Annotated in this window: 17 protein-coding genes; 9 read left to right on the forward strand and 8 right to left on the reverse strand. The window is 61.0% G+C overall.

Annotation, left to right across the window (positions count from 1 at the left end; genetic code table 11):
* Nucleotides 1-250: 250 nt before the first annotated feature.
* A complete protein-coding gene (gene yhjD / locus ACJ8IM_RS18530; RefSeq protein ID WP_033654493.1) occupies nt 251-1,270 on the reverse strand; it encodes an inner membrane protein YhjD in 1,020 nt (339 codons plus the stop codon).
* Nucleotides 1,271-1,611: 341 nt separating this feature from the next.
* Between yhjD and ACJ8IM_RS18535 the strand changes: the two genes are divergently transcribed.
* Nucleotides 1,612-2,478, forward strand: coding sequence for a crotonase/enoyl-CoA hydratase family protein (locus ACJ8IM_RS18535; RefSeq protein ID WP_033636400.1), 867 nt, complete (start codon nt 1,612-1,614; stop codon nt 2,476-2,478).
* Nucleotides 2,479-2,494: 16 nt separating this feature from the next.
* Here ACJ8IM_RS18535 and pdeR read toward each other — a convergent pair whose 3' ends face one another.
* Entirely contained in the window at nt 2,495-4,489 is a 1,995-nt protein-coding gene (pdeR, locus tag ACJ8IM_RS18540; RefSeq protein ID WP_033654492.1) for a cyclic di-GMP phosphodiesterase, read from the reverse strand.
* A 535-nt stretch (nt 4,490-5,024) separates the two neighbouring features.
* Between pdeR and spy the strand changes: the two genes are divergently transcribed.
* Entirely contained in the window at nt 5,025-5,513 is a 489-nt protein-coding gene (gene spy, locus ACJ8IM_RS18545; RefSeq protein ID WP_033636398.1) for an ATP-independent periplasmic protein-refolding chaperone Spy, read from the forward strand.
* Nucleotides 5,514-5,607: 94 nt separating this feature from the next.
* Here spy and ACJ8IM_RS18550 read toward each other — a convergent pair whose 3' ends face one another.
* On the reverse strand, nt 5,608-6,825 hold the full coding sequence (locus ACJ8IM_RS18550; RefSeq protein ID WP_033654491.1) for a Tm-1-like ATP-binding domain-containing protein: 1,218 nt from the start codon (nt 6,823-6,825) through the stop codon (nt 5,608-5,610).
* A gap of 263 nt (nt 6,826-7,088) precedes the next feature.
* Between ACJ8IM_RS18550 and ACJ8IM_RS18555 the strand changes: the two genes are divergently transcribed.
* From ACJ8IM_RS18555 to ACJ8IM_RS18570, 4 genes are all read left to right on the forward strand, one after another.
* Nucleotides 7,089-7,727 carry a TetR/AcrR family transcriptional regulator gene (locus ACJ8IM_RS18555; protein ID WP_033654490.1) on the forward strand — a complete coding sequence of 213 codons (639 nt, stop codon included), beginning with the start codon at nt 7,089-7,091 and terminating at the stop codon, nt 7,725-7,727.
* 478 nt (nt 7,728-8,205) lie between these two features.
* A complete protein-coding gene (locus ACJ8IM_RS18560) occupies nt 8,206-11,229 on the forward strand; it encodes an autotransporter serine protease (protein ID WP_101455705.1) in 3,024 nt (1,007 codons plus the stop codon).
* 202 nt (nt 11,230-11,431) lie between these two features.
* Nucleotides 11,432-14,458, forward strand: coding sequence for an autotransporter outer membrane beta-barrel domain-containing protein (locus ACJ8IM_RS18565; RefSeq protein ID WP_373275246.1), 3,027 nt, complete (start codon nt 11,432-11,434; stop codon nt 14,456-14,458).
* Nucleotides 14,459-14,913: 455 nt separating this feature from the next.
* On the forward strand, nt 14,914-15,765 hold the full coding sequence (locus tag ACJ8IM_RS18570; RefSeq protein ID WP_033636393.1) for a helix-turn-helix domain-containing protein: 852 nt from the start codon (nt 14,914-14,916) through the stop codon (nt 15,763-15,765).
* Here the strand turns inward: ACJ8IM_RS18570 and ACJ8IM_RS18575 are convergent.
* The 3 genes from ACJ8IM_RS18575 to ACJ8IM_RS18585 all read right to left on the reverse strand — a co-directional run bounded on the left by ACJ8IM_RS18575 (nt 15,755) and on the right by ACJ8IM_RS18585 (nt 19,541).
* Nucleotides 15,755-17,539 carry an ATP-binding response regulator gene (locus tag ACJ8IM_RS18575; RefSeq protein ID WP_033654486.1) on the reverse strand — a complete coding sequence of 595 codons (1,785 nt, stop codon included), beginning with the start codon at nt 17,537-17,539 and terminating at the stop codon, nt 15,755-15,757. The two genes, ACJ8IM_RS18570 and ACJ8IM_RS18575, sit on opposite strands and share 11 nt — an antisense overlap.
* Nucleotides 17,536-18,030 (reverse strand): molybdopterin-dependent oxidoreductase, encoded by a 495-nt coding sequence (locus tag ACJ8IM_RS18580; protein ID WP_033636391.1) that lies wholly within the window; start codon nt 18,028-18,030, stop codon nt 17,536-17,538. The genes ACJ8IM_RS18575 and ACJ8IM_RS18580 overlap by 4 nt, the downstream gene beginning before the upstream one ends.
* Nucleotides 18,031-18,191: 161 nt before the next feature.
* The gene (locus ACJ8IM_RS18585; RefSeq protein WP_033654485.1) at nt 18,192-19,541 is read right to left on the reverse strand and encodes an aminotransferase-like domain-containing protein; all 1,350 of its coding nucleotides are present in this window, start codon (nt 19,539-19,541) and stop codon (nt 18,192-18,194) included.
* A gap of 137 nt (nt 19,542-19,678) precedes the next feature.
* On the opposite strand from ACJ8IM_RS18585, the gene ACJ8IM_RS18590 reads away from it, so the two are divergent.
* The 3 genes from ACJ8IM_RS18590 (at nt 19,679) to ACJ8IM_RS18600 (ending at nt 21,832) form a co-directional block, all read left to right on the forward strand.
* Nucleotides 19,679-20,308, forward strand: a complete 630-nt coding sequence (locus ACJ8IM_RS18590; RefSeq protein WP_033636389.1) for a LysE family translocator — start codon at nt 19,679-19,681, stop codon at nt 20,306-20,308.
* 36 nt (nt 20,309-20,344) lie between these two features.
* A complete protein-coding gene (locus tag ACJ8IM_RS18595; RefSeq protein WP_033654484.1) occupies nt 20,345-21,196 on the forward strand; it encodes a PhzF family phenazine biosynthesis protein in 852 nt (283 codons plus the stop codon).
* A 69-nt stretch (nt 21,197-21,265) separates the two neighbouring features.
* A complete protein-coding gene (locus tag ACJ8IM_RS18600) occupies nt 21,266-21,832 on the forward strand; it encodes a DinB family protein (RefSeq protein ID WP_072269791.1) in 567 nt (188 codons plus the stop codon).
* Nucleotides 21,833-21,909: 77 nt separating this feature from the next.
* On the opposite strand, the gene gorA is transcribed toward ACJ8IM_RS18600, so the two are convergent.
* Together gorA and ACJ8IM_RS18610 are read right to left on the reverse strand one after the other, a co-directional pair.
* A complete protein-coding gene (gene gorA / locus ACJ8IM_RS18605; protein WP_033654483.1) occupies nt 21,910-23,262 on the reverse strand; it encodes a glutathione-disulfide reductase in 1,353 nt (450 codons plus the stop codon).
* A 130-nt stretch (nt 23,263-23,392) separates the two neighbouring features.
* On the reverse strand, nt 23,393-24,235 hold the full coding sequence (locus tag ACJ8IM_RS18610; RefSeq protein WP_004931012.1) for a 23S rRNA (adenine(2030)-N(6))-methyltransferase RlmJ: 843 nt from the start codon (nt 24,233-24,235) through the stop codon (nt 23,393-23,395).
* Nucleotides 24,236-24,392: the final 157 nt, after the last annotated feature.

Consider the following 24,392-nt stretch of genomic DNA (forward strand, 5'->3'; position numbering starts at 1 on the left):
CAACGCCGCTCCTAACCGGTTAAAAAGACTAATGTTTTACCGGGCTTCTTTTCTGCAGCGTTAAACGTTGAGAAATGGAGTTCGCGCAGAGGGAATGGCTGTAAAAACGGCAAAGAAAAGTGACTGGGCAGTTTGTTATGCTGGTTTCCGGATGACGCACCGCGCGATTCAGATGTATTGACTGGTTTTTTGGCTGTTAACCAGATGAACGTGCCGGCGTGTGCGATAACACCGGCACGATTGCATGGCTTCAGCGCGCTGGCGGCTCGCGTTCCGGCAACGCTTTGTCGCCTTTGTAGTCGGCGGTGGCGATCCAGGCGGCGCAAAACAGCGTCAGACGAGCGAAGAAGTAGAAGAACGCCATCAGCCCGATCACCGATCCGAAGGCCGCGCCGGAAGGCGACTTCGCCACCTGCGGCAGCGTCATGGTCATCACGAACTTGATCACCTCAAAGCCGATGGCGGCGAGCAAGGTGCCGCGCAGCAGCGCTTTTTTCTTCGGTTTGTGGCGCGGCAGCATCCAGAAAATCCACAGGAACAGCAGATAGTTGGCGAAGATCGAGATCGACAGCGCGATCGTCGTCAGCGCCGGCCGCAGCCATTCGATGCCGTCCAGCCCCAGCGCGTTGACGATCGCCGCCTGCGCCGACCCAGCGACCGAGGTCAGCGACAGCGTGATAATCAGCGCGACCACCAGGCCGGTCAGCGAGATGAAGTCGCGGGTGTATTTGAAGTAGATTTTCTCCTGATCCTGCGGATTGCGCTCCCAGACATCGCGCGACTGCGCGCGGATCGCCTCGCGCAGATTGCCCATCCAGCTGATGCCGGAATAGAGCGCCAGCGCCAGGCCGGTCAACCCCACGGTGGTGCGCTGCTGAATGGCGGTATTGACGGTGTTCTTCAGCGTGCTGGCCAGCGTCGGATCGCTGATGCTGCCGACGATCCGGTTGATCAAGCGGGCCAGCAGATCCGGGTTGGAGGCCAGCACGAAGCCGGCGGCAGCGAACGATACCATCAGGATCGGGATCAGCGAGAGGAATGAAAAATAGGTGATGGCGGCGCCGAACTGGCTGCCCAGCCGATCGTTAAAGCGTTCGGCCGCGCGCAGCAGGTGCGCCACGCTCGGCCAGGCTTTGATACGTTCAATCAGACGTGAAAAACCACCGATGCGGCGGTCGAGGGTCTCATGGCCGGTCTTGATGGCGATAAGCGGCTTCGGCGGCGTGTCTTGTGCGGGCTGGTGGCGTTCCTGGTCTGGTCCTGTAGGCATTACTTCACGATTTCCTTAACGTTAAACGGCATGTTTCAGCGTTGATTATAGCCAAAGCCCCGCGGCGTTTTGAACGCCGGGGCGGCAAACGGTCATTTTCCGAGCTTAGCGCGTTAGCGCCCGGCATGAAATGCCGGGGAGGGGCAGATAGGTAAAATTCCTATGAAAACCCCGTGGCGCCTCGGTTTTTTTCACTTTCCTACCTCCAATTTTTATCTGTTTCGTCGGCGAGAAAGCGTTTACTCATGATGTGGCGTTGCGCTTTGCCGCTCGCCGCTCCGCTGCAGCCGTAGGGGCTGGAACGGTCTCATCCGTCATCAACAGAAAAACTGGAAGGTCTTATGAAATTGCTTAATCACCCCACCTGCCGCCCGTTTACCGAAGCGGGCAATCTGTCGCAGCTGTCCGCCTACTATGAAGAGGGGCGGCACATCATGTGGATGCTGCTGCGCGCCGCGCCGCGCCCCTGCTTCAACCAGGCGCTGATCGAAGACATCATGACGCTGGCGCAGGCGGCGAAGGAATCTTCGCTGCGGTTCGATTTCTGGGTCACCGGCTCGCTGGTGCCGAACATGTTCAACGTCGGCGGCGATCTGCAGTTCTTCGCCGACGCGATCAAAAACCGCAAGCGCGAGGCGATGATGGCCTACGCGCGCGCCTGCATCGACTGCGTGCATGCGGCGGCTCGCGGTTTCGACACCGGCGCGGTCAGCATTGCGATGGTCGAAGGCAGCGCGCTGGGGGGCGGCTTTGAAGCGGCGTTGGCGCACCATTTCGTGCTGGCGCAGAACAATGCGCGCATGGGGTTTCCGGAGATCGCGTTCAATCTGTTTCCCGGTATGGGCGGTTACTCGCTGGTGGCGCGCAAGGCGGGCATGCGCTTGGCCGAGGAGCTGATTTGGGGCGGCGAGTCGCATACCGCAGAGTGGTTCGAGAGCCGCGGGCTGGTGGATCAGCTGTTCCAGCCCGGCGACGCCTACATGGCGACGCGCACCTTCATCGATACCATCCGGCCGAAGCTCAACGGCATGCGCGCCATGCTGCGGGCGCGTCAGCGCGTGTTGCAGCTGACGCGTTCCGAGCTGATGGACATTACCGAAGATTGGGTGCACTCGGCCTTTACCATTGAGGAAAAAGACCGCGCCTACATCGAGCGGCTGGTGATGTTGCAGGATCGCCATACCCTGAACCTGCGTCGTGCCGGCTAACCTTAACGCGCCCGCCTCATGCGGAGGGTGAGCGCGGGCGATAGGACTGCAGCCAATGCTCCAGCTGTTCCGGGAGCATTGGCCGCGCAAACAGAAAGCCCTGTTTTTCGTCCACGCCGACCTCGTCGAGGAAGTGGTTTTCGCTCTCGGTCTCCACCCCTTCGGCGATCACCCGGAACGCCAACGCCTCCGCCGCCGCAACGATCGCGCGCACCAACGATTGCGATACTGGGTTGAAATTCACCCCACGCACGAAGCTTTTATCCAGCTTAATGGCGTCCAGAGGAATGCGCGCCAGCTGCGCCAGCGACGAATAGCCGGTGCCGAAGTCGTCGAGATGCACCTGCGCGCCCAGTTCGCGCAGCCGGGTGATCAACGCGCGTGCGCGGTTCTCGTCTTCAATCAGGCTGCTTTCGGTCAACTCGAAGTCCAGCAGACAGGGGGCCATGCGGTGACGGCGCAGCACCCCGAGCAGGTCGTTGACGATGCTGTCATCGGCCAGCTGACGGGCAGAGAGGTTGACCGCCACCCGCAGATTCAAGCCCTGTTCTTGCCACTGCGCCGCCTGCCCGGCGGCGGTCTGCAGCACCCATTGGCCGAGCGGGCCGATCAGGCCGGACTCCTCGGCGTAGGAAATGAACTGCAGCGGCGGGATCAGGCCGCGCTCCGGCGAATCCCAGCGCACCAGCGCTTCCACGCTGTGCACTTCACCGCTGCGCGCGTCGATTTTCGGCTGGTAATACAGCACCAGCTGATTTTGCTCCAGCCCTTTGCGCAGATTGGTGTCCAGCCACATGTATTCGGCGACGCGTTTATTCATCTCCGGCGAGAAGACGGTATAGGTGCGTTTGCCGTGCTCCTTGGCGACGTACATGGCGGTATCGGCGCTGCGGATCAGGCTGTCGAGATCGTTGCCGTGCTCCGGGCACAGCGCGATGCCGATCGAACAGCCGGTATACACCTCAATCAGGCCGATGCGGAAAGGGGTTTTCAGCCTGTCGATGATGCGCTGCGCCAGCGTTTGCAGGCGCTCGCGATCGGCTTGCGGTGCCAGCACCAGGAATTCGTCGCCGCCGAGGCGGGCGAGCACCTGGTCCGGGCCCAGGCAGCCGAGGATCGCCAGCGCGACCTCGACCAGCAGCCGATCGCCGAACATATGGCCGTAGGCGTCGTTGACCTTTTTGAAGTTGTCGAGATCGAGGTACACCAGGCCGAAACTCTCTTCGCCGCGCGTGGCGATGGCGTGATTGATCTTGTCCTGGATGGCGTTACGGTTCGGCAGGCCGGTGATGAGATCGGTGTTGGCCAGCACCCGCAGCCGCTCCTGCGCCCGGCGTTCTTCGGTGATGTCGGTACCGGAGCAGATCAGAAAGACTTCGTTTTTGCCGCTGCCGCTGTGCACGAACTTATTGCGGAACAGGAACAGCCGTTCGCCCTTGACCGTCTTTACCCAGCGTTCCACCTCATAGGACGAACCGTTGCGGAAGAAGCCGGCGATGTTGCGCCGCGAAGCGGCGGCTTCTTCCGGGCTCATAAACAGCTGGAAAACGTTTTTGCCGATCACCTCGTGTTCGTGCAGCCCGGTATACTCCTCGCTCAGCCGGTTGAAACGCTGAATGCGGCCGTGTTGATCGACGATCACGATCACCGAGTTGGCTTCGGACACCACCTGCTCGGCGAAGGAGAGGCCGTGCACCAGGTCGCGCGCCACAGATTGGGTGTCGCTGAAGGCGGAAGCGGTGCCCGCCCATTCGAGGTTGTTGACGCGGCGGCCGACCAGATGCAGATGCAGCGGTGCACCGGCTAGCGTAATGGTCAGCTCCAGGCTGGCGGTGACGCCGGTCAGGCGACGGATTTTCGCCGCTTCCATGGCACTGAGCGCCACCGCGACGTGGGCTTTGCCTTTAACGGCGGACAGCTCCAGGGCATTGCTGTCAAACGCCAGCCGCCAGTGGGGGCTTTGGGTGCCGAAGTGGGCGTTAAGAAGCTCAGGGCCTTGGTCTGCGGGCATGATGATTCCTCAAAAGAGCACGGGCGGCCGGTCAGCACAGCTCCGGGCAGCCTGTTGGCCCGAAAGCGATCGCCGTACGCATCTGTGCATCATATAACAGGTTTTCACAGGCGGGGCGGGTGATGGAAACTATTATATAAGCAATGATTAGTTTTGCGGTGTAAACGTCGCCCGGCGGCCGGTTGTCTTAAAGTGTAGGAGAACATCGGATCCTGTGATGCTGGTACTGACTTCCCCCGTTATCGGAAAACGGTTGATGCAAGGTTGCCGTGCAGGCGAGTAAATTATAACGGTAAGGGGAAAGCGGAAAAATAACTCCACCGGGGGGATTGTTGCCGGGAAATTAAAATTTCCATCAAATAAACGCCATCTTCATAGTTTTCTCATAATTGGTGAATAAATCCGAGACGGGTTTTAAAAAGTTTACACACCCTCGCATTACTTGAAATTTATCAGCCTATTATTATCTCCGACGACGAATGAGCCTGTTAACGTACAGCGCTCCTGATGAAGAAAAACTTTTAAGGAAATGATTATGCGTAAATTGACGGCTTTATTTATTGCTTCCACGCTGGCCCTGGGTTCTGCTTCCGCGGCGTTCGCTGCAGACACCACTGCCCCGGCGGCGGATGCGGCGCCGATGAAAATGATGCATCACAAGGGTGAAGGCAAAGGCGGCCCGTTCGCCGGGCTGAACCTGACCGAGCAGCAGCGCCAGCAGATGCGCGATATCATGAAAGAGTCGCACCAGAAGCGCGGGCCGGGCATGAAAGAGGAGCGCCAGGCGCTGCACAATCTGGTCGCTTCCGACAGCTTTGACGAAGCGAAGGCGAAGGCGCAAATTGACGCGATCGGTAAAGCGCAATCCGAACGCATGCTGGAGCGCGCCAAAGCGGAAAATAAAATGTATAACCTGCTGACCCCTGAGCAGAAAAAACAATACAATGAGAATTATCAGAAACGTGAGCAAAAGATGATGGACCACATGAATAAAATGAAGGCGCAGATGTCCTCCGATCAGTAATATCCGCTCGCGGTGAATAATAAAGGGCCAGACTATTTGTCTGGCCCTTTTTCTATTTGGCGTTATCACTGGCAGGCTATGCAGTGAGTGATAATCATTCTCCGCTGACCATGTGCCGGAACTGCTCGGCAACGGCCTGAGCAAAGCGCGGGTCGTTAATATGATAAGGCGTTTTTATCAACCGGCGTTTGTCGGTGGCGCGCACCGTTTCTTCCAGCGCTTGCGTAAAGGCGGCCAGCGCCGCCGGATCCCAGAACGGTTGCCCGGGCGCGTCCAGAGCCGATACGCCGCCCGCCGGGATAACGAAACGCACTTCGCCCGCGCAGGCGTTGATTTTTTCGCCCATCCAACGCCCCATTAACGCATTCTCCCGCGCGCTGGTGCGCACCAGCGTCACTTGCGGGTTGTGAGGGTGGCGCAGACGGTTGGCATAGCGAGCCGGCACCGTGTTCGGCGCGCCGAAGTTGATCATGTCGATCGCGCCGCAGGAGAGCACGCACGGGATGCCGGTACGCGCGATGGCACCGAAACGATCGGTATTGCAGGGCAGCACGCCGCCAAACAGGTGATCGGCCACTTCGGTGGTGGTCAAATCGATGGCGCCGTGCAGTTGGCGGCTATCGATCAGTTTTTCCAACGCTCTGCCGCCGCTGCCGGTCGCATGAAACGTCAGACAATCCCATTGCGATCCCAACTCGGCAATCAATGCCTGAACGCAGGGCGTGGTGACGCCAAACATTGTCAGGCCGATCGCCGGCTTGTCGTCGTGAGAGTCGACGGCGGCGAAGCGGACTGCGCCGGCTATCTGGCGCGCCGCGTTGCCCAGCACCCGTCGCGAGATGCGATTCAGGCCGGCGAGATCGGTGACCGAATACAGCATGCTGATATCGCTGGCGCCGACATAGGCGGAAACGTCACCCGCCGCCATGCTCGAGACCATCACTTTCGGCAGACCGATCGGCAGTTGCTGCATGGCCGGCGTGATGATGGCTGTGCCGCCGGAGCCGCCCAGGCCAAGCAGGGCGGCGATATCGCGGCGCGTCAGGATAAAGCGTTCGAAAGCGGTCGCCATGGCGGCGATCGCCTGGCCGCGGCTGGCGCAGAAGACCGCGCCGGCGCCCGCCGGATGGTGGCGAGCGACCTCTTCTGGGCCGATATCGGCCGGGGAGTCAAACGGCAAGCTACGGGTGGAGAGATCGACGGTTCGCGTGGGTAAATCCAGGCTGGCAATCAGCCGCCGCACATACTCCAACTCTTGTCCTTTCGTATCTGCTGTGGTAGCAATATAGACAAAATTTGAAGTATCTTTCATGGGTTTTCCGAGGTGCTTCTAATTTTTATTTTAAAAATTAATGTATTATATTTTTTTAGGTGCCCTGGTGTTGGCATTTAAATTAAATTGATTAATGTATTTATATAATGAGACGGCAGTATCATTTTTGCAAGGGCAGCTCAGTGCAAAATGGGACTTCTGTCTCATTTTTGAGCTTTTTGCGCGGCCGAGCCTTTGTCGTCAACCTGTCGGCAGTGGCGTATCTCCAGCCGCGCAAGCATGTACAGATGTATGAGGTTTAAGTGCCGATAAATGCTTTTTCCACCCCGTTCGATCCTTCACTGACGTCCACCCGGGCAAAAACCTACCGTTTGTTGCTGGCCAGCGCGATGGCGCTGTATGACGAAGGCGCGTTTCCTTCGATCACCGAACTGGCGGCGTATGCGCAGGTATCGCGTGCGACCGCCTACCGCTACTTTCCGACCCAGAGTGCGCTGATTAGCGCCGTGGTGGCGGAAAGCCTGGGGCCTATTCTGGAATGGCGCCCGCAAGACGATGATGCCCTGAAGCGCATCCAGCAGTTGCTGACCTTCGCCTATCCTCAGATGGAACGGCACGAGGGGGCGCTGCGCGCGGCGTTGCAGCTCTCTTTGCAGCAGTGGGCGCACGCGACGCCGGGCGAAAAATTCGTGCGCGGCAACCGCAAGCGTCTGTTGGCGCTGGCGGTAGAACCGCTGCAGGGCAAACTGCCGCCGGACTCTCTGCAGAGAGTGATTCATGCTTTCTCGCTGATTTACGGCTCGGAGGTGTTCCTGGTGCTGAAAGATATCTGGGGGCTGGAGCTTGAGAGCATTCAGAACGTCACGCAATGGATGGCCAAAGCCATCCTTCGTCAGGCGGAAGAGGACGCGACGAACCGCAAAAAAACATCAGCAGGATAATCCAATTTTTGCCGATGGCTGACTGAAAAACCAGCATAATTCACTGAGTGAATATTGGCAAAATTTATAATTAAAAGTGATAAAAGACGCCTGTTAAGCACTTTTCAGGCGGCCACACCCTTCATTTACCCCTGAATTATATTTTTATTTATCAGTTAATTAATATTTATTCCCTCACGTGCTATCGCCGCTCCGATACCGCCAAGCGTCATTGTCATTTCTTATCGTCGCTGGCCTGATTCACCCCTGAAACTTTCTCCCCTCCCGCCGAACTGCCGGATGACACATTAAGCGAACTTGAGATTGTTGTGCTTTATTTATTTGGTATTACCAAACTGTTACACAAAAAATCTTATAAAACATTTGCAAACAACAACGGACGGTATCTGGGATGGAGAAGAAACTTAGAGGAGTCAAATCCGCTCGGGCGGCCTTCGGCTGGCCTGAAATCGGAGTTCATCGCGCACAATGGAGCGCGATGCTGATCTGCCTGACGGCGATCGGCGGGGCGCAGGCCGCCAGCTATATAGAGAACGGCAAAGCGGGCGATCCGGCCAGCTGGCGCAGCAGTGAATTCAACGCGGAATGGGGGCTGGGGGCGATCCACGCCGACCAGGCCTACGCCGCCGGTTATACCGGCAAAGGCATCAAACTCGGCATTTTCGATCAGCCGGTCTATGCCAAGCACCCCGAATTTGCCGGTGAGAATAAGGTGATCAATCTGGTTACCAAAGGCATCCGCGAATACACCGACCCGTATATTCCGGTGAAGAAAGGCGATGACTTCCGCTATGACGGTACGCCAAGCACCGACTCCAGCGGCAAATTAGGCTCGCACGGCACCCACGTGGGCGGCATCGCCGCCGGCAGCCGCGACGGCGGCGCCATGCACGGCGTGGCGTTCAACGCGCAGATCATCAGTGCGGAGAATGGCGATCCCGGCCCGGAGGACGGCATTGTGCTCGGTAACGACGGTGCGGTGTATAAGGCCGGTTGGGATGCGCTGGTGGCCAGCGGCGCGCGCATCATCAATAACAGCTGGGGCATCGGCATTACCGAGAAGTTTGATGAGGGCGGTTATGACCCGGCTTATCCGCATTTCACAGTAAACGATGCGCAAAAGCAGTTCGATCAGATAAAACAGATCCTCGGCACCAAACCCGGCGGCGCCTATCAGGGCGCGATCGATGCGGCGCGCAGCGGCGTGGTCACCATCTTCGCCGCCGGTAACGACGGCAATCTTAATAACCCCGATGCCATGGCCGGCCTGGCCTATTTTGTGCCGGAGATTGCACCGAACTGGCTGTCGGTCGCCAGCCTGCAGGATCCCACCAATAGCGGTGACTTCAGCATCAGCACTTTCTCTTCCCGTTGCGGCTATACCGCCAGTTTGTGCGTCTCGGCACCGGGTACCCGGGTGTACAGCTCGGTGATCGCAGGCACCAGTGTGGACGACCTGACGACCGGCTATGCCAATAAAAGCGGTACCTCGATGGCGGCGCCGCACGTGGCCGGCAGCGTCGCGGTGCTGATGGAGCGTTTCCCGTATCTGAATGGCGCGCAGGTGGCTGAAGTGCTGAAAACCACCGCCACCGACATGGGGGCGCCGGGCATCGACGCGCTCTACGGCTGGGGGATGATCAACCTGGGCAAAGCCATCAACGGCCCTGGCATGTTGGCGACCGTCGAGGATATTCCCGAAGAATTCCGCATCCCGGATCCGACGGGCGTGGCTTACGGCCCGACCCAGTTCGTGGTGGATCTGCCGGGCGTCGGCGCGGTGCTGGACAAGGGCAAACCGACCGAGCGCGTCTGCAGCGATGTGCTGTGCGGCCTGGACGTCTGGAGCAACGACATCTCCGGCCACGGCGGCCTGACCAAGCAGGGTATCGGCACGCTGGTGCTGACTGGAACCAACACCTATTCCGGCCCGACGCTGGTCAATCAGGGGCGGTTGGCAGTCAACGGCTCGGTCACCTCGGCCGTCAGCGTGCAGAGCGGCGGCATCGTCGGCGGCAGCGGCACGGTCGGTTCGCTGACCGCCCGCGGCGGCGGCACCGTGGCGCCGGGCAACTCGATCGGCACCTTGAACGTGGCGGGCAACGTCAGCTTCGAGCCGGGTTCACGCTACGCGGTGGAAGTGGGGCCGAACGGCCAGAGCGATCGGATCCAGAGCAGCGGATCGGCGACGATCGGCGGCGGCGAGGTGGCGGTGACGCTGGAGAACAGCCCCAACCTGCTGACGCAAGGCGAGGTGCGCAGCCTGCTGGGCCAGCAGTACACCATCCTGAGCGCGCAGCAGGGGGTGAGCGGGCAGTTTGACGCGGTGGCGCCGAACTACCTGTTCCTCGGTACCGGGCTGAGCTACCAGCCGACCGGGGTGACGCTGAGCGTCGGGCGCAACGGCACCAGCTTCGCCAGCGTGGCGCAGACGCCGAACGAGCGAGCGGTGGCGGCGGCGGCGGATGCGCTGGCGGCGGGCAACCCGGTGTACGAGAGCCTGCTCGGCAGCGGCACGGCGGGCGAAGCGCGGCAGGCGTTCCGTCAGCTGTCGGGGCAAATCCATGCGGACATCGCCTCGGCGCTGGTGAACGACAGCCGCTACCTGCGTGAGGCGCTGAACGGGCGTCTGCGTCAGGCGGAAGGGCTGGCGAGCTCGTCGGCCATCAAGGCGGATGAGGGCGGTGCCTGGGCGCAGCTGCTGGGGGCGTGGGACCACGCGTCGGGCGACGCCAATGCTACCGGCTATCAGGCCTCGACCTACGGGGTGCTGGTGGGGCTGGACTCGGCGGCGGCGGACGACTGGCGGCTGGGGGTGGCGACCGGCTACACCCGCACCTCGCTGCACGGCGGGTACGGGTCGAAGGCGGACAGCGACAACTACCACCTGGCGGCGTACGGCGACAAGCAGTTCGGGGCGCTGGCGCTGCGCGGCGGGGCGGGCTACACCTGGCACCGCATCGACACCAAGCGGTCGGTGAACTACGGGATGCAGTCGGACCGCGACACGGCGAAGTACAGCGCGCGCACCGAGCAGCTGTTCGCGGAAGCGGGCTACAGCGTGCAGGGTGAGTGGCTGAATCTGGAGCCGTTCGTGAACCTGGCGTACGTGAACTTCGAGAACAACGGCATCGCGGAAAGCGGCGGCGCGGCGGCATTGCGCGGCGACAAGCAGCACACGGACGCGACGGTGTCGACGCTGGGCCTGCGTGCGGACACCGAATGGCAGGTGAGCGCGGGCACGACGGTGGCGCTGCGCAGCGAGCTGGGGTGGCAACACCAGTACGGCGGGCTGGAACGAGGTACCGGGCTGCGGTTCAACGGCGGCAACGCGCCGTTCGTGGTGGACAGCGTGCCGGTCTCGCGCGACGGCATGGTGCTGAAGGCGGGGGCGGAAGTGGCGGTGAACGAGAACGCCACGCTGTCGCTGGGCTACGGCGGGCTGCTGTCGCAGAACCACCAGGACAACAGCGTCAACGCCGGTTTCACCTGGCGCTTCTAAGCACAAACACCATCGATTCAATCCTTGTACCGGAACCGTCTGCGGACGGTTCCTTTTTCACATCCTGCTAATGAAAGCCCGGCGCACCTGAGGCGTCGGCCAATAACAAGCAAAAGGTAAGGAAATGACAACAACAATGGGTTTTGATAGCAAAGGAAATGCTCGCCGCTCGCCGTGGCGGCTGAACGCGCTAGTCTGCTGCATGGCGCTGGCGGGGTATGCACAGGCGGCGCCGCACGAGGTGAACGGCCAAGCCGGCGATCCGGCCAGCTGGCGCAACGCCGAATTCAACGCCAACTGGGGGCTGGGGGCGATCCACGCCGATGAGGCCTACGCCGCCGGCTATACCGGCAAAGGGCAGAAGGTGGGCATTTTCGATACCCCGGTCAACCGCCATCCCGAGTTCGCCGGCGACGGCAAACTGATCAACGTGGTCACCGAAGGCTATCGCGCCTACACCGATCCGCACCGGCCGGGCATTAACGCCGGCGACCGCTTTTACTTCGACGGCACCTTCCACTTCTACAGCGGCTCACAGGGCATGCTGAGCAATCATGGGGTGCACGTTGCGGGCATCAGCGCCGCCAACCGCGACGGCGTCGGCATGCACGGCGTGGCTTTCGATTCGCAGGTGATCAGCGTCGATAACGACAACGACGGCCCGGCCTATGGTGAATTCCTCGGCCTGGACGGCGCCGTCACCAATGCCGGCTGGCAGGCGATGATCAACAACGGCGTGCGGGTGATCAACAACAGCTGGGGCGTCAGTATTCCCGACTTTCTGTCCGACGGCGGCCGCGATCCTAACGCGCTGCACTTTGAGCTGAAGGATGCGCAGGAACAATTCGATCAGGTCAAACCGCTGCTCGGCAGCTTGGCCGGCGCAGGCTATCAGGGCGCCATCGACGCCGCGCGCAAAAATATTCTGGTGCTGTTCGCCGCCGGTAACGACGGCAACTACAACCAGCCGGATGTGATCAGCGGGCTGGCCTACTTCGTGCCGGACATCGCGCCAAACTGGCTGTCGGTCGCCAGCGTGGCGCAGGATGCGGCATCGACCAACAGCGTGCCTTACACCATCAGCAGCTTCTCTTCCCGCTGCGGCTATACCGCCAGCTTCTGCGTCTCGTCGCCGGGCAGCAAAATCTACAGCACTGTGGCCAACGGTTCCGATCCGGCCAACCTGGTGTCGGACTACGGCAATAAAAACGGCACCTCGATGGCGACGCCGCACGTCACCGGCGCGGTGGCGGTGTTGCTGCAGCGTTTCCCGTACATGAGTTCGGCGCAGATTGCCGACGTGCTGAAAACTACCGCCACCGACATGGGCGCGCCGGGCATCGACGCGCTCTACGGCTGGGGGATGATCAACCTGGGCAAAGCCATTAACGGCCCGGGCATGTTCTATACCGTCGAGGATATTCCGGCGGAGTTCCGCATCCCGGATCCGACGGGCGTGGCCTACGGCCCGACCCAGTTTGTCGCCAATATTCCGGGCCTGGGCGCCGAGGTGGATGCCGGCACGCTGCACGCCAGAAAGTGTGACGACATCAGCTGCGAACTGGAAGTCTACTCCAACAACATCTCTGGCCACGGCGGCCTGACCAAAGAAGGGATGGGCACGCTGGTGCTGACTGGAACCAACACCTATTCCGGCCCGACGCTGGTCAATCAGGGGCGGTTGGCAGTCAACGGCTCGGTCACCTCGGCCGTCAGCGTGCAGAGCGGCGGCATCGTCGGCGGCAGCGGCACGGTCGGTTCGTTGACCGCCCGTCAGGGCGGCACCGTGGCGCCGGGCAACTCGATCGGCACCTTGAACGTGGCCGGCAACGTCAGCTTCGAGCCGGGTTCGCGCTACGCGGTGGAAGTGGGGCCGAACGGCCAGAGCGATCGGATCCAGAGCAGCGGATCGGCGACGATCGGCGGCGGCGAGGTGGCGGTGACGCTGGAGAACAGCCCCAACCTGCTGACGCAAAGCGAGGTGCGCAGCCTGCTGGGCCAGCAGTACACCATCCTGAGCGCGCAGCAGGGGGTGAGCGGGCAGTTTGACGCGGTGGCGCCGAACTACCTGTTCCTCGGCACCGGGCTGAGCTACCAGCCGACCGGGGTGACACTGAGCGTCGGGCGCAACGGCACAAGCTTCGCCAGCGTGGCGCAGACCTCGAACGAGCGGGCGGTGGCGGCGGCGGCGGATGCGCTGGCGGCGGGCAACCCGGTGTACGAGAGCCTGCTCGGCAGCGGCACGGCGGGCGAAGCGCGGCAGGCGTTCCGTCAGCTGTCGGGGCAAATCCATGCGGACATCGCCTCGGCGCTGGTGAACGACAGCCGCTACCTGCGTGAGGCGCTGAACGGGCGCCTGCGTCAGGCGGAAGGGCTGGCGAGCTCGTCGGCCATCAAGGCGGACGAGGGCGGTGCCTGGGCGCAGCTGCTGGGGGCGTGGGACCACGCGTCGGGCGACGCCAATGCTACCGGCTATCAGGCCTCGACCTACGGGGTGCTGGTGGGGCTGGACTCGGCGGCGGCGGACGACTGGCGGCTGGGGGTGGCGACCGGCTACACCCGCACCTCGCTGCACGGCGGGTACGGGTCGAAGGCGGACAGCGACAACTACCACCTGGCGGCGTACGGCGACAAGCAGTTCGGGGCGCTGGCGCTGCGCGGCGGGGCGGGTTACACCTGGCACCGCATCGACACCAAGCGGTCGGTGAACTACGGGATGCAGTCGGATCGCGACACGGCGAAGTACAGCGCACGCACCGAGCAGCTGTTCGCGGAAGCGGGCTACAGCGTGCAGGGTGAGTGGCTGAATCTGGAGCCGTTCGTGAACCTGGCGTACGTGAACTTCGAGAACAACGGCATCGCGGAAAGCGGCGGCGCGGCGGCCTTGCGCGGCGACAAGCAGCACACGGACGCGACGGTGTCGACGCTGGGCCTGCGCGCGGACACCGCCTGGCAGGTGAGCCCGGGCACGACGGTGGCGCTGCGCAGTGAGCTGGGGTGGCAACACCAGTACGGCGGGCTGGAACGAGGTACCGGGCTGCGGTTCAACGGCGGCAACGCGCCGTTCGTGGTGGACAGCGTGCCGGTCTCGCGCGATGGCATGGTGCTGAAGGCGGGGGCGGAAGTGGCGGTGAACGAAAACGCCACGCTGTCGCTGGGCTACGGCGGGCTGCTGTCGCAGAACCACCAGGACAACAGCGTCAACGCCGGTTTTACCTGGCGCTTCTGACGTTCAGCGATCATCGCAATGACCACGGAGCCGGCATGCCGGCTCCGTTTTTATTTGCGGCTGCGGGGTGAGTCCGTATGATGGCGCGGCGCCAGGGCAATAAAAAACCGGGACCCTGACGGATCCCGGCTTAAAAGTGGGTAAAACAGATTAGCGCTAAAGGCTCAAGCCCCGTTTGATTTGCGCAGTCCGAGCGATGTGCTCATCGTCTCAGTAGCGGCAACGGAACAAATTTTCCCTGGTGTTACTATGGTTATTATTAAAAAACGTGCTGGTGTTATTTTTTATAGTGTATTGCTGTATGTCTCTTTTGATACCATGTTTGACGATGCAACATGGTATGTCAAGCAACGTTTTTAACGCATAATTGCATGAGATGCCAGTTTTAGATGTGGCTTTTTCAGCGGAAATAATCAAAACGACTGATAAATCAGTAAAAAAAATCGAAGGAACAAATGGATAACAATCACCAAAAATTCGATTCACAGTCGATTGCCAATCGGGTCAGGGAGCTGTTTTTACATTACGGGATTGGAAAACGTCAGCATGCCCGCGAGCTCAGCCGCATCTTGGATCTGAGTTTTTCACATGCGCACCGCAAACTGAAAGGGCAAAGCCCCTGGACGCTGGAACAGATCAACAGCGTCGCGGCCGCGTTGGGAGAAACGCCGGCGGCGATCGCCGATTTAAGCGCCGAACACGAGACCACCGAGCCAAACATGGCGCGCGATGCCATCTTTTTCGTGGCGGGGGTGGCGATGCCTTGCGTCGGGCACATTGGCGATGAGCTTCCTGCCGGGCGGCCGGCGGAATTTGTGGCGCTGCGCGTGGAAGGGCAGTGGCGTATCTATCGCGCCGATGAGGCACCGGCAGGCCCGCGTTACGGCGTCGATCTGATCGAAATCCGGCCCGGCTTCGGCGACGACGAGCGGCTGAGCATCGCGGTATTGGACGATTCGCATCAGGCGGCCGATGAGCTGGCCAAGTATCTCGGCGGCTGCGGCTTCAACGCGGTGGCGTTTTACGACGTCGACAGTTTTTGCCAGGCATTGCAGCAAAGCCTGTTTGACGGCTACGTGGTGGACTGGCTGATCGGTGAGGAAACGGCGGATCGCTGTATCGCCACCATCCGCGCCTCCGACAACCCGGACGCGCCGGTACTGGTGCTGACCGGCGAACTGGGTACCGACCGACGCGAGTCGGAAATCGCTCAGGCGATGCGCGAGTACGACGTGCTCGGCCCTTATGAAAAGCCGGTGCGGCTCCATGTGATCGAAGCCGCACTGCAACGCTGTTTTAATCTTTAGCGGGGAACACCTCGGCCAGTGCGTTTGACAGCGCATCCAGCCGAACCGGCTTCATCAGGTAGTTATCGAACAGGGCGCGCTGATCCGCCGTCAGCTGCTCCGGCGTGTAGGCGCTGATGCCGATGATCGGCACATGGCGGTTGGGGCCGCGGCGGTTGCGCAACTGCCTGGCCAGGGCGGCGCCGTCGATGCCCGGCATCTGCAGATCCAGCAACAGCGCGTCGTAAGGGCGTCTGAGCAGCTTCTGCAGCGCGCGCTCCGGCGAGTCGCACAGTTCGTGCTGGTAGCCCAGCTTGTCCAATAGCGCCGCAAAGGCGTCACCCACCGACTTGTTGTCATCCACCACCAGCACCTGCTGTGGCTTCTGCTGCAGAGAGGCATTGGCGGCGGCGGGCGCGTCGGCGCGTTCGTCTTCACTGATCTGCACCGGAATGCTGACGATAAAGGTGCTGCCCTTCTTGATTTCGCTGTACACCGTGATGGTGCCGTCGAGCAATGTCACCAGGCCATGCACGATCGCCAGCCCCATCCCGACGCCGGCATACTGCTTGGTATGCGACTGATCCAACTGGGTAAAGGGTTTGAAGATCTGATCGAGCTGGTCTTTTTCGATACCGATGCCGGTGTCGGTCACTTCGATAATCAACGAACTGCCGCCCGGCTGGCGGCGCAGGCAGCTGTGCAGCGTAATGCTGCCGCTTTCGGTGTACTTGTAGGCGTTGGTCAGCAGGTTGACGATAATCTGCCGGATGCGCAGCGGATCGGAGTGCACCAGCAGGTGGCTGCATTCCACTTCGCAGCTCAGTTTGACCTGCTCTTTGCGGGTCAGGGTGGCGATTTCGTTGGCGGTTTCCGCGATCAGCTTCTGCGCGTCGAACGGCACGATGCGCAATTCCATCATGCCGCTGTCGAGGTGCGCGTAGTCGGTCAGATCTTTCATCTGGCTTTCGATTTGCTGCGCGGCGGTCTCCAGCCGCTGGAAGGTGTCCGCATGCTCAGCCGACACCCGGGTATTCACCAGCACGTCGATGGCCGACATCACGCTCTGCAATGAGGTGCGCAGCTCGTGGCCGATGGCGCCGAGGAAGGCGTTTTTGGTGCGCGTCGCTTTCTCCGCCTCGATGGCCTTGGCCTGCTGGCGAATGGTCAGCCGCTGCTGACGGAACACGATCAGGGTGATGGCGATCAGCGCGATCACCGAGAACATGACGATCACCAGCCCATAGAAAATAATGTGCCGTTTCTCGATGTAATCCTCATAGGCGGCGGTGCGCTGCTTCACCTCGGCGTGGTCGGTCAGGTTGGCCATTTCGATGGCGTAAGGCTTGATGGTCCTCATGGCCGCGGAAACCTGGCCGAAGTCGATTTTCCGACTGCTCAGCAGCTTATCGATGCGATCCATCTGCAGGCGCATCTGTTTGACCACTTCCGGGTAGCCCGGCTCGGCGTACAGCGGCTGGGTCGATTCGGAGACGGTTTCCAGCACGTAAAAACGCGAATAGAGGATTTCGAACCGCAGCCGCAGGTTGTCGTTGTCCACCTGCGCGGCGTGGCTTTGCTGCTCGACCAGCGTGTCGAACTCCGCCAGCTTGATGGAGAACTTGGCGATTGACCAGGAGTAGTTCTCCTGCGTGCCGGCGATGGCATACAGCCCTTTCTTCGACAGGGTGGCGCTGTAGTAATAGAGCGTGACGGTCGAAGCCACTAAAAACAGCGCGGCGAAAATGGCCGGGATCGCCAGCCTGCTGCCGTTCTTAAAGGTCGTCAGCTTCATTTGATCACGATCCTGTCCACTTGCCAGATAAAGCGCGAGTTGTACAACGGCGAGTTCAGTTCAGGCCCGGCGGCGTCGCGCGGGTAAACCAGGAACAGCGGGCCGAAGTTTCTGAGCTTCAGCATCTCCCCGTCCATCTTGTAGGCCAGGATCATGTTGTACTTTTTGACGTCGGACAGCGGCACGTCGATGTAATAGTCGTTCAGCGCATAGAAGGTCAGCGTTTCGCCCTTGGCGCCGACGCGCTCCAGGATATCGGCCACCGAAATCCCTTCAAATTTTCTCTGCGGCGTCCAGGAAGTGGAGGTGGTGATGCTGCGCACCGGCATCGCCAACAGCTGCTTATCGGTGAACAGATAGCTTTTGTTGACCGGGTCGGTCACGTTGTCGATCTTGCCCGCCACTTCCAGGGTAAAGCTGAGCGCGCTGCTCTGGGCGATAATCAGGGCCACGCAGGCCATCGCGAGGGTTTTGCATAGTTTGAACAGCATCGGTGTTCTCCAGAGGCGCGGGGAGGTTGTATCAGTCCCGCTAATTTATCAGGCAGAATAATGGCAGAAAAAGCAGGCGGGCGCGAAGGGAATAGTAAACCGCACAAAAAGAACAGGCCTGAACCGGTCGACCCGTGCGCGTAGCCTTTCCCTTCCGTTTGTCAGCCGTTCCGATGTGCTTTCAACAGCTGCGCCAGCTGCGTCAGGCCTGCCGTTAGCTCGTCCAGCGAAGGGGAACCCAGGCATAGGCGAATGCCCGTTGTCCGTTCGTCGCGGTCCACCATCACGGCGTCCGGCGGCGTCACTTTTACGTTGGCCAATGCGGCGGCGGCGGCCACAGACTCGGCGGTTTCGCGCGGCATCGGCAGCCAGACATGATAAGCGTCGGGATGCGATACGCATTCGCCGGCGTCGAATATCGAGGTGGCCAGATGCACTCTGCGCTGAGCCTCATGGCGCAACGCTTGCGGTATCGCCTCGACCGCGCCGCTGGACAGCCACTCCCCCACCACTGCGCAAGACAGTGGCGAAGGCGCGAAGGGAATATCTTGCAAGGCTTCTTCCGCCGCGTTTTGCATGCCGGGCGGCAGAGTCAGCATACCGATCCGCAACCCCGGGCCGAGCGTTTTCGACAGGCCATTGACATGGAACACCCGCTCGGGTGCCAATGTCGCGAGCGCAGGCGTTGCTGAATGCCCCAAGGCATACACGCCATCCTCGATGATCCAGACATTCGCCTGCCGGCATATCTCGACGATAGCCTGCCTGCGCTCGGCGCTCATGGTGGCCGTTGTCGGGTTATGCAGCGTCGGTGTCAGATAGACCGCAGTATGGCCGCAGGAGACACGCTCGAGCGCGCGAGACAGCGCTTGCGGCACCATGCCTTGCGCATCGATATCGATACCGATCAAGCAATGGCCTTTGCGCCGGGCCAGCGCGATCGCACCGGGATAGCTGATTCTCTCCGTCAGTATCGTCCCGCGTGGCCCGCAGGCCAGGTCAAAAGCCAGTGAAATCGCCTGACGGGCATTGCTGGTCAGCGCCAGATTCGACGGTTCGATCGTGACGCCGACGTTTTCGAGCCAGCGGGCCAACAAACGTCGGTGCTCCAGATGCCCGGTCGGAGGGGAATAGAGGTTCAGATGATCCGCATCCATTTTCCGCGCAATGCTGGCCAGCGTGCGCGCCAGCAAACGATCGGTCAGCACCGCCGGCGGCGCATTGGACGAAAGATCGATTTCGCGTTTTTCACGGGCGTGGCGAATCGCCACGAACATCCCGCGGCCTTTCACGCTGCGTACCAACCCGCGTCGTTCCAGGATGGCATAGGCTTTGGTCACCGTGCCCAGACCGATCTCTAATTGCCAGGCGAGCGTACGGTGAGCCGGCAGACGATCGCCACCCTGCAATTTACCCTCGATAATGTCGTCGCCTAACGCCAACACCAGCCGCTCGACGGTGGTGACTTCCGCATTGGCCAGGCGAGGTTGCCAGGGCGATTGAAGCCGCATGGTGATGCTCCGAAAAATGAATAGTGTCACGTGACACTATTTAAATAGGTGAAAAGTGTAACACATACTATGTTGGTGAAGAGTCCCTGAGTTTTCAACAACGTCTCGGCCGCAAGGCGGGTCAGCGGAGTTTTTCCATGAATGTCAGTCAGCTTGCGTTGGTTTATGGCGCATATCTTCTCGCAACCGCCAGTCCGGGCCCCAGCAACATGGCGATCATGGGCGTGGCGATGCGTGACGGCCGCTCACCCGCACTGGCGCTGGCTGCCGGGGTGGTGACCGGATCGCTGTGCTGGGCACTGTTGGCCGCGACCGGCCTTTCCGCCGTGCTGGCCACGTATGCGCAGGCGCTGTGGGCCATCAAAATTGTCGGCGGCGTGTATATGCTGTATCTGGCGCTGCGCGCCGGCCAATCCGCATTACGGGCGTCTCCCGTCTCGACAGGGATAGCGGCAGGGGATGGCGGGCGATCTTATCGGAAGTTGTATCGGCAGGGCGTGCTGATGCATCTCGGTAATCCCAAGGCCATCATGTCCTGGATGGCGATCATGTCGCTGGGTTTGCGACAAGGGGCGCCTGAAGGCGTTTTACCGGCGATTATCGGCGGTTGTGCGTTGCTCGGCGTGACGATTTTCGGGGGGTATGCCCTGCTGTTCTCAACGGCGCCGATGATCGCGTTTTATACCCGGGTGAGGCGCTGGATTGAAGGAATGCTTGCGCTGCTGTTCGCTTGCGTGGGCCTGGAGCTGTTGATATCGCGGGGGTAATCATGCACGCCCGGCGTTAACCTGAGGAGAGAGGCGATGGTTTTTGGCATGCAGATGGTGGATGTCTTTGGCGCCGGGCCACTCGCCGGCAATCCGTTGGCGGTGATCGCGGGCGCCGGAGCGTTGTCGACGGAGGACATGCAGCGCTTGACGCGTTGGTTCAACCTGTCGGAGACGGCCTTTTTACTGCCGCCGACGCACCCGCAGGCGGATTACCGGGTGCGAATATTCACGCTGGATCGTGAAATGCCGTTTGCCGGGCACCCGACGTTGGGCAGCTGCCATGCCTGGCTCGCTATGGGAGGGGCACCCAGCAACGAGACGGAGATCATCCAGGAGTGCGGAGCAGGATTGGTGAGCATTCGTCGCGAGGGAGGGCGGTTGTGTTTTGCCGCGCCACCGTTGATTCGTTCCGGGGCGCCGTCAGGAGAGACGTTGGCCGACGCGTTGCGGTTTTTGGGGATCGCGTCTGATGAGGTGCTCGATGCCGCCTGGATCGATAATGGCCCGGGGTGGCTGGGGATCCGGCTGGCCAGCGCCGAGCGGGTACTTTCCCTGACGCCGGCGAGAAGCTGGCCGCGCAGAGTGGACATTGGCGTCGTCGGCCCACATGCCGAGGGTGACGCAGCCTTCGAAGTGCGCGCTTTTTTGAGCGATCATCTTGGCGCTATCGTCGAAGATCCGGTCACCGGCAGTCTCAATGCCTCCCTGGCCCAGTGGTTGTTCGCAAGCGGCGTGGTCAGCGGCGGATATATTGCCGCTCAGGGCCGCTGTCGTGGGCGCAACGGGCACGTGCATATCACCCGCGACGAGGGTGGCCGGATTTGGGTGGGCGGCAATACGCGCATTCAGGTCGAAGGGCGGTTGCAAGGGATTGGCACGGCGTAGAACGCGTCGCCGCACTGTGTGCGGCTGAACGGAATATCGATTTTCATCCGATGATAAGGAGTGAACAGTATGTTTGCGATGCCACAAAACGATACCCCCGTCGAAGCTGATATCACTCAGCCGACGACGGTCATCGATACGTTGAAAATGCTGGTACGTTACAAAGCGTGGGCGAATGCGCTGACCTTTGACACCGTAATGTCTTTGCCGGCCGGTGAAGCCTTGCGGCCGCGGCCGACCCGTTTTGGCAATATGGTGCATACCTTGAATCATGTCTATGTGGTGGACGATATCTTCAGGCACCACCTGCAAGGTCGAAAACATGGCTACCTCGCGCGCAACACCGAGCAAACGCCCGCGCTTGACGCTCTGCGGTGTGCGGTGGAGGAAATGGACCACTGGTATATCGAACAGGTGGATAACTGGTCGCCCGAGGCGCTGGCGCAGGTGGTGCAGTTCGAATTCGTCGGCGGGGGGGAAGGTCGCATGACGCGCCAGGAAATCGTGCTGCATGTCGTCAATCACGCGACCTATCATCGCGGTTTTGTCGGCGATATGCTCTATCAGGTGCCCTTCGCTTCGCCGGCGAACGATTTGCCGGTGTTTCTTCGCGATCACTACCGCCGGGCGCCGTGAGGCGAGCGAGATAAATAAAAAAGCCAGACGCTTTCGCGCCTGGCCTGTTATGCGCCGGAACTCGGCGAGGCTGCGCCTCAGCGCATGGTAACGAACTCTTCCGCCGCGGTCGGGTGTATCGCCACGGTGTTGTCGAAGTCCTTCTTGGTGGCGCCCATCTTCACCGCTACCGCGAAGCCCTGCAGGATTTCATCCATGCCGAAGCCGATGCCGTGCAGGCCGACGATTTTCTCTTCTTTACCCGCGCACACCAGCTTCATGCGGCACGGCTGGCGGTGCTGCGTCACGGCGCTGTACATGGCGGTGAAGGAGGATTTGTACACCTTCACGTTGTCCGCGCCGAACTTCTCGATAGCTTCCGGCTCGGTCAGGCCGATAGTGCCGATCGGCGGGTGGCTGAACACCACGGTGGCGATGTTGCTGTAATCCAGGTGCTCATCCGGCTTGTTGTTGAACAGGCGCTCGGACAGGCGGCGGCCGGCGGCCACGGCGACCGGGGTCAGCTCTACCGCGCCGGTGTTGTCGCCCACCGCGTAGATGCCTTTGACATTGGTGTTCTGGAACTTATCGACGTCAATATAGCCTTTCTCATTGGTTTTCACCCCGGTAACGCCGAGGTTCAGGTTGTCGGTCGCCGGTTCGCGGCCGATGGCCCAAATCAGGCAGTCGACGGTGAATGCCTTGCCGTTTTCCAGCTGCAGCGTCAGGCTGCCGTCGGCGTTCTTGACGATCGCTTTCGGCACCGATTCGGTATGCAGGCTCGGCCCTTCGGTGTTCATCACTTCCACCAGGGTTTCGACGATCATCGGATCGAAGCTGCGCAGCGGCGCGTGCTTGCGCACGAACAGGTGCGTTTCCGCGCCCAGCGCGTTCAGCACGCCGGCGATCTCCACGGCGATATAGCCGGCGCCGACTACGGCGACGCGCTTCGGCATAGCGTCCAGCTCAAAGAAGCCGTCGGAGTCGATGCCGTATTCCGCACCCGGAATAGCCGGGTGGCTCGGGCGGCCGCCGGTGGCGATCAGGATGTGGTCGGCGGTGATGAGCTCGCCGTTCACTTCCACGGTGTGCGCATCCACGAAGCGCGCGAAGCCTTTGATCACGTCGACCTTGTTCTTGCCCAGCACGTTGTCGTAGGAGTTGTGGATGCGGTCGATATAGGCGGTGCGGTTGGCGACCAGCTTCTTCCAGTCGAAGGCGTTGACGGTGGTGTCGAAGCCGTAGTCCGGGCCGTACTGATGGATGGCCTCGGCGATCTGCGCCGCGTGCCACATGACTTTTTTCGGTACACAACCCACGTTTACACAGGTGCCGCCCAGCTCTTTGGCTTCAATCAGCGCACACTTTTGGCCGTACATGGCTGCCCGGTTGATCGATGCGATACCGCCGCTGCCGCCGCCAATTGCTAGATAATCGTAATGTTTCGTCATCTGGGATTTCCATGAGTTGTGAATTTGAAGAGGGTAAGAGTTTAACGCCTGACCGGGGTTTGTCGCAAAGATTGCGTCGATGGCTGCGATAGGTGGACGCAGGGCGCGGCGAACCGCGCCCTGCCGGGGATTATTCCGGTACCACCCAGTTCACCAGATGGTGGCCGATGCCCGACGGCACCAGCACCTTGTGCAGCCACGGCAGCACGTTTTTCATCTGCTGTTCCAGTTTCCACGGCGGGTTGATGACGATCATGCCGGAGGCGGTCATGCCGCGCTGATCGCTGTCGGGTTTCACCGCCAGTTCGATCTGCAGAATGCGGCGAATGCCGGTGGCTTCCAGATCGCGCAGCATGCGTTTGATCTGCTGGCGCATCACCACCGGGTACCACAGCGCGTAGGTGCCGGTGGCGAAACGCTTGTAGCCTTCCTGAATGCCTTTGACCACGTCCTGGTAATCGGTCTTCATTTCATACGGCGGGTCCATCAGGATCAGGCCGCGGCGCGACAGGGGCGGCAGCTGGGATTTCAGCTGCTGATAGCCGTCGGCGCGCTGCACTTTGGCGCGCTCGTCTTTCTGGAACTCGCTGCGTAGCAGCGGGTAGTCGCTCGGGTGCAGCTCGGTCAGGTGAATTTTGTCCTGCGGGCGCAGCAGCTGGCGGGCGATCAGCGGCGAACCGGGGTAGTAGCGCAGCGTGCCGGAACGGTTGAAGTTGTGCACCACGCTCATGTAGGCCGCCAGCTCTTCCGGCAGATCGTCGCGCTGCCACAGCAGGCCGATGCCTTCCAGGTATTCGCCGGTGCGCTCGGCGTGTTCGCCGCTGAGCTGATAACGGCCCGCGCCCGAGTGGGTATCCAGATACAGGAACGGCTTCTCTTTTTCCTTCAGCGACTCGATGATCAGGCTCTGAACGGTGTGCTTGAGCACGTCGGCGTGGTTGCCGGCGTGGAAACTGTGGCGATAACTTAACATGACGGGTGGCGGTTCCTTGTGCTCCGCAGGCGGAGCATTCAATGCAATAAGGCTTATAATCTGCACAGTATAAACTGTCTGGCCGGGAAAAACCGGACTCCGTTGCCGCAGACGTTCACAGAAAGGGACAGGACGATGAGCAAACGGGCGTTCTGGC

Origin of the sequence: Serratia sp. CY33525 (assembly GCF_052169115.1) — a bacterium.
In the GTDB taxonomy this organism is placed as follows: domain Bacteria; phylum Pseudomonadota; class Gammaproteobacteria; order Enterobacterales; family Enterobacteriaceae; genus Serratia; species Serratia sarumanii.

Excerpts from the sequence above, each read along its gene's own strand:
- ACJ8IM_RS18610 (WP_004931012.1), bottom strand. The coding sequence starts at position 24,235 with ATGTTAAGTTATCGCCACAGTTTCCACGCCGGCAACCACGCCGACGTG.
- ACJ8IM_RS18560 (WP_101455705.1), top strand. The coding sequence starts at position 8,206 with ATGCTGATCTGCCTGACGGCGATCGGCGGGGCGCAGGCCGCCAGCTAT.
- ACJ8IM_RS18570 (WP_033636393.1), top strand. The coding sequence starts at position 14,914 with ATGGATAACAATCACCAAAAATTCGATTCACAGTCGATTGCCAATCGG.
- yhjD (WP_033654493.1), bottom strand. The coding sequence starts at position 1,270 with ATGCCTACAGGACCAGACCAGGAACGCCACCAGCCCGCACAAGACACG.
- ACJ8IM_RS18565 (WP_373275246.1), top strand. The coding sequence starts at position 11,432 with ATGGCGCTGGCGGGGTATGCACAGGCGGCGCCGCACGAGGTGAACGGC.
- ACJ8IM_RS18550 (WP_033654491.1), bottom strand. The coding sequence starts at position 6,825 with ATGAAAGATACTTCAAATTTTGTCTATATTGCTACCACAGCAGATACG.
- pdeR (WP_033654492.1), bottom strand. The coding sequence starts at position 4,489 with ATGCCCGCAGACCAAGGCCCTGAGCTTCTTAACGCCCACTTCGGCACC.
- ACJ8IM_RS18595 (WP_033654484.1), top strand. The coding sequence starts at position 20,345 with ATGGTTTTTGGCATGCAGATGGTGGATGTCTTTGGCGCCGGGCCACTC.
- spy (WP_033636398.1), top strand. The coding sequence starts at position 5,025 with ATGCGTAAATTGACGGCTTTATTTATTGCTTCCACGCTGGCCCTGGGT.
- gorA (WP_033654483.1), bottom strand. The coding sequence starts at position 23,262 with ATGACGAAACATTACGATTATCTAGCAATTGGCGGCGGCAGCGGCGGT.
- ACJ8IM_RS18590 (WP_033636389.1), top strand. The coding sequence starts at position 19,679 with ATGAATGTCAGTCAGCTTGCGTTGGTTTATGGCGCATATCTTCTCGCA.
- ACJ8IM_RS18600 (WP_072269791.1), top strand. The coding sequence starts at position 21,266 with ATGTTTGCGATGCCACAAAACGATACCCCCGTCGAAGCTGATATCACT.
- ACJ8IM_RS18585 (WP_033654485.1), bottom strand. The coding sequence starts at position 19,541 with ATGCGGCTTCAATCGCCCTGGCAACCTCGCCTGGCCAATGCGGAAGTC.
- ACJ8IM_RS18580 (WP_033636391.1), bottom strand. The coding sequence starts at position 18,030 with ATGCTGTTCAAACTATGCAAAACCCTCGCGATGGCCTGCGTGGCCCTG.
- ACJ8IM_RS18535 (WP_033636400.1), top strand. The coding sequence starts at position 1,612 with ATGAAATTGCTTAATCACCCCACCTGCCGCCCGTTTACCGAAGCGGGC.
- ACJ8IM_RS18575 (WP_033654486.1), bottom strand. The coding sequence starts at position 17,539 with ATGAAGCTGACGACCTTTAAGAACGGCAGCAGGCTGGCGATCCCGGCC.